This window comes from Enterobacter sp. TCD1-1, assembly GCF_020567405.1.
GTDB classification, from domain to species: domain Bacteria; phylum Pseudomonadota; class Gammaproteobacteria; order Enterobacterales; family Enterobacteriaceae; genus Enterobacter; species Enterobacter quasiroggenkampii.
In genome coordinates, this window is sequence record NZ_JAJCXF010000007.1 from 36,777 (window position 1) to 49,213 (window position 12,437).

The following is a 12,437-nucleotide window of genomic DNA, read 5'->3' on the forward strand; positions in this document are numbered from 1 at the left end:
TTCATGCCGATTCAGGTTCTGCCGCCGCAGCTTGCGAACCAAATCGCCGCCGGTGAGGTGGTGGAACGCCCTGCGTCGGTCGTGAAGGAGCTGGTGGAAAACAGCCTTGATGCGGGCGCGACCCGTATTGATATTGATATCGAGCGCGGTGGCGCGAAGCTTATCCGCATTCGTGATAACGGCTGTGGCATAAAAAAAGAGGAGCTGGCGCTGGCGCTGGCCCGTCACGCCACCAGTAAAATTGCTTCTCTGGATGACCTGGAGGCGATTATTAGCCTCGGCTTTCGCGGTGAAGCGCTGGCCAGTATCAGCTCGGTTTCGCGCTTAACGCTGACCTCCCGTACCGCCGAACAGCAGGAAGCCTGGCAGGCTTACGCCGAAGGGCGCGATATGGATGTGACGGTCAAACCCGCGGCGCACCCTGTCGGCACGACGCTTGAAGTATTAGATCTCTTCTACAACACCCCCGCCCGACGCAAGTTCATGCGTACCGAGAAGACCGAATTCGGACACATCGACGAGATCATCCGCCGTATCGCGCTGGCGCGTTTCGATGTCACCATCAACCTCAGCCACAACGGCAAGGTGATGCGCCAGTACCGCGCGGTGGCGGAAGGTGGACAGAAAGAGCGACGGCTGGGCGCCATTTGCGGGACCCCGTTTCTTGAACAGGCGCTGGCCATTGAGTGGCAGCACGGCGATCTGGCGCTGCGCGGCTGGGTAGCCGATCCGAACGCGAGCAGCGCTGCGTTTGCGGAGATCCAGTATTGCTACGTCAACGGCCGCATGATGCGCGACCGTCTCATCAATCACGCCATTCGCCAGGCCTGTGAAGACAAGCTCGGGGCCGATCAGCAGCCTGCTTTCGTGCTTTATCTGGACATCGACCCGCATCAGGTGGATGTGAACGTCCATCCTGCCAAGCACGAAGTGCGATTCCACCAGTCGCGACTGGTGCATGATTTTATCTATCAGGGCGTGCTGAGCGTGCTGCAGCAGCAGGTTGAAACGTCGTTGCCGCTGGAACACGCAGAACCGGCGCCACGCCCAATCCCGGAAAACCGCGTCGCGGCGGGCCGCAACCATTTTGCGGAGCCCGCCGTCGCGCGTGAACCGGAAGCGCCGCGCTTTTCCTCCGCCGGGGGCGCACCGCGTCCAACGGGTGCCAATTACCCGAATGTCCAGCCCGGCTATCAAAAGCAGCAGGGCGCGTTGTACCGCAAACTGCTGGAAACGCCAGCCGTGGAGCGTAAAACATCCATTCCGGCGCCTCAGCCTTCTCTGGACGGCCACAGCCAGAGTTTTGGTCGTGTGCTGACGATCATCGCGCCGGATATGGCGCTGCTGGAGCGTGACGGTAAATTGATGCTTCTGGCACTGCCGGTGGCCGAACGCTGGCTCAAACAGGTGCAGCTCACGCCGGGCGAAAATGCCGCCTGTGCGCAGCCGCTGTTAATTCCGGTTCGCCTGAAAATATCCCCTGATGAAACAAGGGTATTGCAGCGCGCCGAGGCGCAGCTGGCGCAGATGGGGATTGAAACTGTGCTCGAACCGCAACATGTGACAATTCGTGCAGTGCCTTTACCCTTACGCCAACAAAATTTACAAAACTTGATTCCTGAACTGATAGGCTACCTGGCGCAGCAAACAGCGTTTGATGCCGCTAACACCGCGCAGTGGATCGCCCGTCATCTGGCAAGCGAACACACGCCGTGGAGCATGGCACAAGCCATTAGCGTGCTGGCGGAGGTGGAACGCCTCTGTCCGCATCTGGTGAAAACGCCGCCGGGTGGATTATTACAACCTGTTGATTTACAAACGGCGATGAACGCCCTGAAACATGATTGATGTAAGTAAGGCGAGCCTGCCTAAGGCAATTTTTTTAATGGGCCCAACGGCCTCCGGCAAAACGGCGCTCGCCATTGAGTTGCGTAAAGTTTTGCCTGTAGAGTTGATTAGCGTCGACTCCGCCCTCATTTATCGGGGGATGGACATCGGCACGGCGAAGCCTGGCGCAGAAGAGCTGCGTGCGGCACCGCACCGTTTGCTGGATATACTCGACCCGGCTCAGGCTTACTCCGCAGCGGATTTTCGCCGGGATGCCTTAGCCGAGATGGCCGAGATAACGGCGGCGGGGCGTATACCGCTGTTGGTTGGCGGAACCATGCTCTACTTCAAGGCGCTGCTGGAGGGGTTATCACCTCTGCCATCCGCGGACCCGGAAGTAAGAGCGAAAATTGAGCAGCAGGCGGCAGAGCAGGGTTGGGACGTTTTGCATCAGCAACTGGCGGAGATTGATCCGGTTGCCGCAGCACGGATCCATCCAAATGATCCGCAAAGGCTTTCCCGGGCACTGGAAGTTTTTTTCATTTCGGGTAAAACTTTAACGGAACTGACGCAAACGTCAGGAGACGCTCTGCCGTATCAGGTGCATCAGTTCGCCATCGCCCCGGCGAGCCGTGAACTGCTCCATCAGCGAATTGAGCAGCGTTTTCATCAGATGTTAGCTTCAGATTTTGAAGCAGAAGTGCGGGCGTTATTTGCCCGTGGAGATTTGCATACGGACATGCCTTCCATTCGTTGTGTGGGATACCGCCAGATGTGGTCGTATCTTGAAGGTGAGATTTCATACGATGAAATGGTTTATCGAGGTGTTTGCGCCACGAGACAGTTAGCGAAGCGCCAGATCACCTGGTTGCGCGGTTGGGAAGGGGTTCACTGGTTAGACAGTGAAAAACCACAACAGGCGTTAAACGACGTGATTGAGGTTGTTGGTGATATCGCTCACTGAATGTGTACAATTGAGACGTATCGTGCGCAATTTTTCAGAATCGCAAGGTTCTAAGTACAAAACAAGCATATAAGGAAAAGATAGAATGGCTAAGGGGCAATCTTTACAAGATCCGTTCCTGAACGCATTGCGTCGGGAACGTGTTCCAGTTTCTATTTATTTGGTGAATGGTATTAAGCTGCAAGGTCAGATTGAGTCTTTCGATCAGTTCGTGATTCTGTTGAAAAACACGGTCAGTCAGATGGTCTACAAGCACGCTATTTCTACTGTTGTTCCGTCCCGTCCGGTATCTCATCACAGCAATAACGCTGGCGGCGGCACAGGTAGTAACTACCATCATGGCAGCAACGCGCAGGGTTCTTCAACGCCAGCGCAGGACAGCGACGAGACCGAATAAGGTTTCGCACTGTTATCCACACGGGGAGCCAGGGATCCTGCGTTCCCCGCTGATCTTTTTAGAGAGGTTTACGCTTGTTTGACCGTTATGATGCCGGTGAGCAGGCGGTGCTGGTACACATCTATTTTTCGCAAGACAAAGATATGGAAGACCTCCAGGAGTTTGAATCTCTGGTCTCTTCCGCCGGTGTCGAAGCAATGCAGGTGATTACCGGTAGCCGTAAAGCGCCGCACCCAAAGTATTTTGTTGGTGAAGGTAAAGCAGTCGAAATTGCGGATGCCGTAAAAGCAACCGGCGCGTCAGTCGTGTTGTTTGATCATGCGCTGTCTCCAGCCCAGGAGCGCAACCTGGAAGCTCTCTGCGAATGCCGTGTTATCGATCGCACGGGATTGATTTTAGACATTTTTGCTCAGCGTGCACGTACCCACGAAGGGAAACTGCAGGTTGAGCTGGCGCAGCTGCGCCATCTGGCAACGCGTCTGGTGCGTGGCTGGACCCACCTTGAAAGACAAAAAGGCGGGATTGGTTTGCGCGGCCCGGGTGAAACCCAGCTCGAAACCGACCGTCGTTTGCTGCGTGGCCGAATTACCCAGATCCTCTCACGTCTGGAAAGGGTTGAGAAACAGCGTGAGCAGGGGCGTCGGGCACGAACCAAAGCCGACATCCCAACGGTGTCGCTGGTGGGGTATACCAACGCCGGTAAATCCACCCTGTTTAACCAGATAACCGAGGCCCAGGTTTATGCCGCAGACCAGCTGTTTGCGACCCTGGACCCTACGCTGCGCCGTATTGACGTCGCAGACGTCGGTGAAACGGTGCTGGCGGATACCGTAGGGTTTATCCGTCACCTGCCGCATGACCTGGTGGCGGCATTCAAGGCCACCCTGCAGGAGACGCGACAGGCGACGCTGCTGCTGCACGTGATTGATGCGGCAGATGTGCGCGTGCAGGAGAACATCGACGCGGTGAACGTGGTGCTCGAAGAGATCGACGCCCACGAAATTCCCACGCTGTTGGTCATGAACAAGATCGATATGCTGGACGATTTCGAACCGCGTATCGACAGAGATGAAGAGAACAAACCGATTCGGGTCTGGCTTTCTGCCCAGACCGGTATTGGTGTGCCACTGCTTTTCCAGGCTTTGACAGAACGTCTTTCCGGTGAGGTAGCTCAGCACACGCTGCGACTGCCGCCACAGGAAGGCAGGCTGCGCAGCCGGTTTTATCAGCTTCAGGCGATAGAAAAAGAGTGGATGGAGGATGACGGCAGCGTGGGGATGCAGGTGCGTATGCCGATCGTTGACTGGCGTCGCCTCTGTAAACAAGAACCTGCGCTGGTCGACTATATCGTCTGATCAGAAAGGGGATGCCTGAATAATTCGCCCTTGCATAACAAATATGGAGCATATACATGGCGTGGAATCAGCCCGGTAATAACGGACAGGACCGCGACCCGTGGGGAAGCAGCAATAATCAAGGCGGCAACTCTGGGGGAAATGGCAACAAAGGTGGTCGCGAGCAGGGGCCGCCGGATCTGGATGATATCTTCCGCAAGCTGAGCAAAAAGCTTGGTGGTCTTGGCGGAGGTAAAGGTTCTGGCTCAGGTGGAAATTCCACCCAGGGGCCGCGCCCGCAAATGGGTGGCCGCGTAGTGGGTATCGTTGCCGCTGCAGTGGTAATCATCTGGGCTGCTACCGGGTTCTACACCATTAAAGAAGCGGAACGCGGTGTGGTGACCCGCTTCGGTAAGTTCAGCCATCTGGTTGAGCCGGGCCTGAACTGGAAACCGACCTTCATTGACGACGTGACTGCGGTCAACGTGGAATCCGTCCGTGAACTGGCCGCCTCTGGCGTGATGCTGACCTCTGACGAAAACGTCGTGCGCGTTGAGATGAACGTGCAGTACCGCGTAACCGATCCTGAGCGTTATCTGTTTAGCGTGACCAGCGCCGATGACAGCCTGCGTCAGGCGACCGACAGCGCCCTGCGTGGTGTGATCGGTAAATACACCATGGACCGCATTCTGACCGAAGGTCGTACCGTTATTCGTAGCGATACCCAGCGTGAGCTGGAAGAGACCATTCGTCCGTACAACATGGGTATTACCCTGCTGGACGTCAACTTCCAGGCTGCCCGTCCGCCGGAAGAGGTAAAAGCGGCCTTTGACGATGCGATTGCTGCACGTGAAAACGAACAGCAGTACATCCGTGAAGCAGAAGCTTACACCAACGAAGTTCAGCCGCGTGCTAACGGTCAGGCGCAGCGTATTCTGGAAGAAGCGCGTGCGTATAAGACCCAGACCATCCTGGAAGCACAGGGTGAAGTGGCTCGCTTTGCGAAGATCCTGCCTGAATATAAAGCGGCGCCGGAAATTACCCGTGAGCGTCTCTATATCGAGACCATGGAAAAAGTGCTGAGCCACACCCGCAAAGTGTTGGTTAACGACAGTAAAGGCGGAAACCTGATGGTGCTGCCGCTGGATCAGATGCTGAAAGGCGGTTCTGCTCCGGCAGCAAAAGATAACAGCGGTGCGAACAACCTGCTGCGTCTGCCGCCATCCTCAACGGGCAGCGCCAGCACGAACACAACGCCTTCTTCGAACGATGGTGACATTATGGACCAACGCCGTGCTAACGCGCAGCGTAACGACTACCAGCGTCAGGGGGAATAAGGATGCGTAAGTCAGTTATTGCGATCATCGTCATCGTACTGGTCGTGCTTTATACCTCGATCTTTGTGGTGAAAGAGGGCGAGCGTGGGATCAAGTTCCAGTTCAGCAGCGTCGTGCGTGATGGCGACAAACGTCCGGTCATTTACGAACCGGGCCTGCACTTCAAGGTGCCGTTCATTCAGTCTGTGAAAACGCTGGATGCGCGTATCCAGACCATGGATAACCAGGCCGACCGTTTCGTGACCAAAGAGAAGAAAGACCTGATCGTTGATTCCTATATCAAATGGCGCATCAGTGATTTCAGCCGTTACTTCCTGGCAACGGGCGGCGGTGACGTTTCTCAGGCGGAAGTGCTGCTGAAACGTAAGTTCTCTGACCGTCTGCGTTCCGAGATTGGTCGTCTGGATGTGAAAGACATCGTGACCGATTCCCGTGGGCGTCTGACCCTGGAAGTTCGCGATGCGCTGAACTCCGGCACCGCGGGCACGGAAGATGAAGTTTCAACGCCAGCAGCTGACGATGCAATTGCCAAAGCGGCTGAACGCGTTCAGGCAGAAACCAACGGTAAAGTGCCGGTGATCAACCCGAACAGTATGGCTGCGCTGGGTATCGAAGTGGTGGACGTGCGTATCAAGCAGATCAACCTGCCGGTGGAAGTGTCCGAGGCGATTTACAACCGTATGCGCGCCGAGCGTGAAGCGGTCGCCCGTCGTCACCGTTCACAGGGCCAGGAAGAGGCGGAGAAGCTGCGTGCTGCTGCGGACTACGAAGTGGCCAAGACGCTGGCGGAGTCTGAGCGCCAGGGCCGTATCCTGCGCGGTGAAGGTGATGCGGAAGCCGCGAAACTGTTTGCTGATGCCTTCAGCCAGGATCCTGACTTCTATGCCTTTATCCGTAGCCTGCGTGCTTACGAGAATAGCTTCCAGAGCAACCAGGATGTGATGGTGCTCAGCCCGGACAGCGATTTCTTCCGTTATATGAAGACGCCGACTAACGCAACGCGATAAACTCAGGCTCGTTTGAGTATTCAAACCACCGCTCCCCACGGAGCGGTGGTTTTCTTTTATAAGGAACAAAAATGAATTCAACAATCTGGCTCGCGCTGGCCCTGGTCCTGGTGCTGGAAGGTCTGGGACCGATGCTCTATCCACGCGCCTGGCGTCGAATGATCGCCACCATGAGCCAACTGCCGGATAATATTTTACGTCGTTTTGGCGGCGGTCTTGTGGTTGCGGGCATCGTGATCTACTACATGTTGAGGAAAACGATTGGCTGATCAAAAAGTAGGCGCAATCGGCGTATTTTGAGGTCAAAAAGTGCTGTATATCTGAAAAAGCGATGGTAGAATCCATTTTTAAGCAAACGGTGATTTTGAAAAAAATGGGTAACAACGTCGTCGTACTGGGCACCCAATGGGGTGACGAAGGTAAAGGGAAGATTGTTGATCTTCTGACTGAACGGGCTAAATATGTTGTGCGCTACCAGGGCGGTCACAACGCAGGCCATACTCTCGTAATCAACGGTGAAAAAACCGTCCTCCATCTTATTCCATCAGGCATTCTTCGCGAAAACGTCACCAGCATCATCGGTAACGGCGTTGTGCTGTCTCCAGCGGCGCTGATGAAAGAGATGAAAGGACTGGAAGACCGTGGTATCCCTGTTCGTGAGCGTCTGCTGCTCTCCGAAGCCTGCCCGCTGATCCTGGATTATCACGTGGCGCTGGACGTTGCGCGTGAAAAAGCGCGTGGCGCGAAAGCGATCGGCACCACCGGTCGTGGTATCGGCCCGGCTTACGAAGATAAAGTTGCACGTCGCGGTCTGCGCGTGGGCGATCTCTTCGACAAAGCGACCTTCGCTGAAAAGCTGAAAGAAGTGATGGAATATCACAACTTCCAGCTGGTGAACTTCTACAAAGCTGACGCTGTTGACTACCAGAAAGTGCTGGATGACGTCATGGCGATTGCAGACATTCTGACCGGTATGGTTGTTGATGTATCCGATCTGCTGGACCAGGCGCGCAAGCGTGGCGATTTCGTCATGTTCGAAGGTGCGCAGGGTACGCTGCTGGACATCGACCACGGTACCTATCCGTACGTAACCTCCTCTAACACCACCGCGGGTGGCGTGGCGACCGGCTCTGGCCTGGGTCCACGTTATGTGGATTACGTTCTGGGTATCATCAAAGCGTACTCCACTCGCGTGGGTGCCGGTCCATTCCCGACCGAACTGTTTGATGAAACCGGCGAGTTCCTGTGCAAGCAGGGTAACGAGTTTGGCGCGACCACCGGTCGTCGTCGTCGTACCGGCTGGCTGGATGCGGTCGCCGTGCGTCGTGCAGTGCAGATCAACTCCCTGTCTGGCTTCTGCCTGACCAAGCTGGACGTACTGGACGGCCTGAAAGAAGTGAAAATCTGCGTAGGCTACCGTATGCCAGATGGCCGCGAAGTGACCACCACTCCGCTGGCTGCTGACGACTGGGAAGGCATTGAGCCAATCTACGAAACCATGCCGGGCTGGTCTGAGACCACTTTCGGTGTGAAAGAGCGTAGCGGCCTGCCGCAGGCGGCGCTGGATTACATCAAGCGTATTGAAGAACTGACCGAAGTGCCGATCGATATTATTTCTACCGGCCCGGATCGTACTGAAACGATGATCCTGCGCGACCCGTTCGACGCATAATCTTCGTGACTGCTGGCCTGCGGGGAGACCCGTAGGCCGGATAAGCGTAGCGCCATCCGGCGACCGCTCCTGGATCTCCGCTTTTTCGCCCCGTCTGTCAAATAAATTAGCCGCTAACTATCTGGCTGGTTTATCATCATTAATGAATATCTCTGCGGTTTGTCCGCGATTTCCCTTTTTCCTGAGGTTGATGTGCAGTTAACAAGTTTCACCGATTACGGCTTACGCGCGCTGATCTACATGGCGTCGTTACCCGATGGGAAAATGACCAGTATCTCTGAAGTCACAGAGGTCTACGGCGTATCCCGTAATCATATGGTCAAAATAATCAATCAACTTAGTCGTGCCGGATACGTTGCTGCCGTCCGCGGGAAGAATGGTGGGATCCGTCTTGGTAAACCGGCACAGAGTATTCGTGTTGGCGATGTGGTACGTGAACTGGAGCCGCTCTCTCTGGTGAACTGCAGCAGCGAGTTCTGCCACATCACGCCCGCTTGCCGCCTGAAACAGGCGCTTTCTAAGGCCGTGCAAAGTTTTCTCATGGAACTGGATAACTACACGCTGGCCGATTTGGTTGAAGAGAATCAACCGCTTTATAAATTATTGCTGGTGGAATGAAGAAAATTTCCACCGGAGCTGACAACGGAGGAACCGACATGTCACACGATCCTTTCCAGGAACGCGAAGCCGAAAAATACGCGAATCCTATCCCCAGCCGCGAGTTCATCATTGAACACTTAACAAAACGCGAAAAACCCGCCAATCGTGAAGAACTTGCTGTTGAATTAAACATTGAAGGTGAAGAGCAAATTGAAGCCCTTCGCCGCCGCCTGCGCGCGATGGAGCGTGACGGGCAACTGGTCTTTACCCGCCGCCAGTGCTACGCGCTGCCAGAACGCCTCGATCTGCTGAAAGGGACCGTTATTGGTCACCGCGATGGCTTCGGCTTCCTGCGCGTGGAAGGCCGTAAAGACGATCTGTATCTCTCATCTGAACAGATGAAAATGTGCATCCACGGCGACCAAATTCTGGCGCAGCCGCTGGGCGCCGACCGTAAAGGTCGCCGCGAAGCGCGCGTCGTGCGCGTGCTGGTGCCAAAAACCAGCCAGATTGTCGGCCGCTACTTTACCGACGCGGGCGTGGGGTTCGTGGTGCCGGACGACAGCCGTCTGAGCTTCGACATCCTGATCCCACCTGAAGAGGTGATGGGCGCCCGCATGGGCTTTGTGGTGGTGGTGGAACTCACCCAGCGCCCAACCCGTCGCACCAAAGCGGTAGGTAAAATCGTCGAAGTGCTGGGCGATAACATGGGCACCGGCATGGCCGTTGATATGGCGCTGCGCACCCACGAAATTCCGTACATCTGGCCGAAAGCGGTTGAAGAGCAGATCGAAAGCCTGCGTGAAGAAGTGCCGGAAGAATCCAAAGCGGGCCGCGTGGATCTCCGCTCCCTGCCGCTGGTCACGATCGACGGTGAAGACGCCCGTGACTTTGATGACGCCGTCTACTGCGAGAAAAAACGCGGCGGCGGCTGGCGTCTGTGGGTAGCGATTGCAGACGTAAGCTACTATGTTCGTCCGCACACCCCGCTGGATAACGAAGCGCGCAGCCGCGGTACCTCGGTCTACTTCCCGTCGCAGGTTGTACCGATGCTGCCGGAAGTGCTCTCTAACGGTCTGTGCTCCCTGAACCCGCAGGTTGACCGCCTCTGTATGGTGTGCGAGATGACCATCTCCAACAAAGGGCGCTTAACCGGCTACAAGTTCTACGAAGCGGTGATGAGTTCGCATGCGCGTCTGACCTATACCAAGGTCTGGCATATGCTGCAGGGCGACCAGGATCTGCGCGAACAGTATGCGCCGCTGGTCAAACACATCGAAGAGCTGCATAACCTCTACAAAACGCTGGATCAGGCGCGCGAAGAGCGCGGCGGGATCTCCTTTGAGAGCGAAGAAGCGAAGTTTATCTTCAACGCCGAGCGCCGCATTGAGCGTATCGAACAGACCCAGCGTAACGATGCGCACAAGCTGATCGAAGAGTGTATGATTCTGGCGAACATCTCGGCGGCACGCTTCGTTGAGAAAGCCAAAGAACCGGCGCTGTTCCGTATTCACGATAAACCGTCGACGGAAGCCATCACCGCGTTCCGCTCCGTGCTGGCCGAATTGGGTCTGGAGCTGCCGGGCGGCAACAAGCCAGAGCCGCGCGATTACGCCGAGCTGCTGGAATCCATTAGCGATCGTCCTGATGCAGAAATGCTGCAGACGATGCTGCTGCGCTCAATGAAGCAGGCGATTTACGATCCGGAAAACCGCGGTCACTTCGGCCTGGCGTTGCAGTCTTACGCCCACTTTACGTCGCCGATCCGTCGTTACCCTGACCTCTCTTTGCACCGTGCGATCAAGTATCTGCTGGCGCAGGAGCAGGGACATAAAGGGAACACCACCGAAACCGGTGGCTACCACTATTCGATGGAAGAGATGCTGCAGCTGGGTCAGCACTGCTCCATGACCGAACGCCGTGCCGATGAGGCCACCCGCGACGTGGCGGACTGGCTGAAGTGTGACTTTATGCTGGACCAGGTCGGTAACGTCTTCAAAGGTGTGATTGCCAGCGTGACCGGCTTTGGCTTCTTCGTTCGTCTGGATGAGCTGTTTATCGACGGTCTGGTGCATGTCTCCAGCCTGGATAACGACTACTACCGCTTCGACCAGGTCGGCCAGCGCCTGATCGGCGAATCTGGCGGCCAGACCTACCGCCTGGGCGACCGTGTGGAAGTGAAGGTTGAGGCCGTGAATATGGACGACCGTAAAATCGACTTCAGCCTGATCTCCAGCGAGCGCGCCCCGCGTAACGTCGGTAAAACCGAGCGCGAAAGAGCGAAAAAAGGCGGAAACGGCAAAACGAGCGGCAAGCGCCGTCAGGCCGGTAAGAAGGTGAACTTCGAGCCGGACAGCGCTTTCCGCGGCGAGAAGAAGCAGAAGCCGAAGGCGGCGAAGAAAGAAGCCCGTTCCGCGAAGAAACCTTCCGCGAAGACACAGAAAATAGCGGCCGCCACCAAAGCGAAGCGCGCGGCTAAGAAAAAGCAGGCGGAGTAAATTCTCCCCTCACCCTGACCCTCTCCCCAACCGGGAGAGGGGAAATACTTATTACGAGAACCATCAATGAGTGAAATGATTTACGGCATCCACGCGGTGCAGGCCCTTCTCGAGCGCGCACCGGAGCGTTTTCAGGAAGTGTTTATTCTGAAAGGGCGTGAAGACAAACGTCTGATGCCGCTGATCCACGCCCTGGAAGCGCAGGGCGTGGTGATCCAGCTGGCGAACCGCCAGTTCCTGGATGAAAAAAGTGACGGGGCGGTGCACCAGGGCATTATTGCCCGCGTGAAGCCGGGCCGTCAGTATCAGGAAAACGATCTGCCGGATCTTATCGCTGGGCTGGAGAATCCATTCTTCCTGATCCTCGATGGCGTTACCGATCCGCACAACCTCGGCGCGTGTCTGCGCAGCGCTGATGCGGCGGGCGTGCATGCGGTGATCGTGCCGAAAGATCGCTCCGCGCAACTGAACGCGACGGCGAAGAAAGTGGCCTGCGGCGCGGCGGAAAACGTTCCGCTGATCCGCGTGACTAACCTGGCGCGCACCATGCGTCTGCTGCAGGAAGAGAACATCTGGATCGTCGGGACTGCCGGTGAAGCGGATCATACTCTGTACCAGAGCAAAATGACCGGCCGTCTGGCGCTGGTGATGGGGGCGGAAGGTGAAGGCATGCGTCGTCTGACCCGCGAGCACTGCGACGAGCTGATCAGCATCCCGATGGCAGGCAGCGTGTCCTCCCTGAACGTGTCTGTTGCGACGGGCATCTGCCTGTTTGAAGCGGTGCGTCAGCGCAGCTGATTT

The 12,437-nt window shown here is 56.3% G+C and carries 11 protein-coding genes; all 11 read left to right on the forward strand.

The features are described 5' to 3' along the window. Positions 1-3 precede the first annotated feature (3 nt). The 11 genes from mutL to rlmB all read left to right on the forward strand — a co-directional run bounded on the left by mutL (position 4) and on the right by rlmB (position 12,434). Positions 4-1,848 (forward strand): DNA mismatch repair endonuclease MutL, encoded by a 1,845-nt coding sequence (gene mutL / locus LJA86_RS19900; RefSeq protein ID WP_229226624.1) that lies wholly within the window; start codon positions 4-6, stop codon positions 1,846-1,848. Then, positions 1,841-2,791 (forward strand): tRNA (adenosine(37)-N6)-dimethylallyltransferase MiaA, encoded by a 951-nt coding sequence (gene miaA, locus LJA86_RS19905; RefSeq protein ID WP_045907964.1) that lies wholly within the window; start codon positions 1,841-1,843, stop codon positions 2,789-2,791. Before mutL ends, miaA begins: the two co-directional genes overlap by 8 nt. Positions 2,792-2,876: 85 nt before the next feature. Continuing rightward, entirely contained in the window at positions 2,877-3,188 is a 312-nt protein-coding gene (hfq, locus tag LJA86_RS19910) for an RNA chaperone Hfq (RefSeq protein WP_008502919.1), read from the forward strand. 74 nt (positions 3,189-3,262) lie between these two features. Further along, the gene (gene hflX, locus LJA86_RS19915) at positions 3,263-4,543 is read left to right on the forward strand and encodes a ribosome rescue GTPase HflX (RefSeq protein ID WP_023310136.1); all 1,281 of its coding nucleotides are present in this window, start codon (positions 3,263-3,265) and stop codon (positions 4,541-4,543) included. Between the two features lie 56 nt (positions 4,544-4,599). Next, a complete protein-coding gene (gene hflK, locus LJA86_RS19920; RefSeq protein ID WP_045907965.1) occupies positions 4,600-5,859 on the forward strand; it encodes an FtsH protease activity modulator HflK in 1,260 nt (419 codons plus the stop codon). 2 nt (positions 5,860-5,861) lie between these two features. Then, positions 5,862-6,866: a protease modulator HflC gene (hflC, locus tag LJA86_RS19925; protein WP_008502916.1), complete on the forward strand. Its 1,005-nt coding sequence runs from the start codon at positions 5,862-5,864 to the stop codon at positions 6,864-6,866. A 71-nt stretch (positions 6,867-6,937) separates the two neighbouring features. Further along, positions 6,938-7,135 carry a DUF2065 domain-containing protein gene (locus LJA86_RS19930; RefSeq protein WP_003855996.1) on the forward strand — a complete coding sequence of 66 codons (198 nt, stop codon included), beginning with the start codon at positions 6,938-6,940 and terminating at the stop codon, positions 7,133-7,135. 104 nt (positions 7,136-7,239) lie between these two features. Beyond that, a complete protein-coding gene (locus LJA86_RS19935; RefSeq protein ID WP_006178975.1) occupies positions 7,240-8,538 on the forward strand; it encodes an adenylosuccinate synthase in 1,299 nt (432 codons plus the stop codon). 192 nt (positions 8,539-8,730) lie between these two features. Beyond that, entirely contained in the window at positions 8,731-9,156 is a 426-nt protein-coding gene (gene nsrR, locus LJA86_RS19940) for a nitric oxide-sensing transcriptional repressor NsrR (protein WP_010427492.1), read from the forward strand. Between the two features lie 38 nt (positions 9,157-9,194). Next, positions 9,195-11,636 carry a ribonuclease R gene (rnr, locus tag LJA86_RS19945; RefSeq protein WP_069720061.1) on the forward strand — a complete coding sequence of 814 codons (2,442 nt, stop codon included), beginning with the start codon at positions 9,195-9,197 and terminating at the stop codon, positions 11,634-11,636. Positions 11,637-11,702: 66 nt separating this feature from the next. Then, on the forward strand, positions 11,703-12,434 hold the full coding sequence (rlmB, locus tag LJA86_RS19950) for a 23S rRNA (guanosine(2251)-2'-O)-methyltransferase RlmB (RefSeq protein ID WP_048225287.1): 732 nt from the start codon (positions 11,703-11,705) through the stop codon (positions 12,432-12,434). The last annotated feature ends 3 nt before the right edge of the window (positions 12,435-12,437 follow it).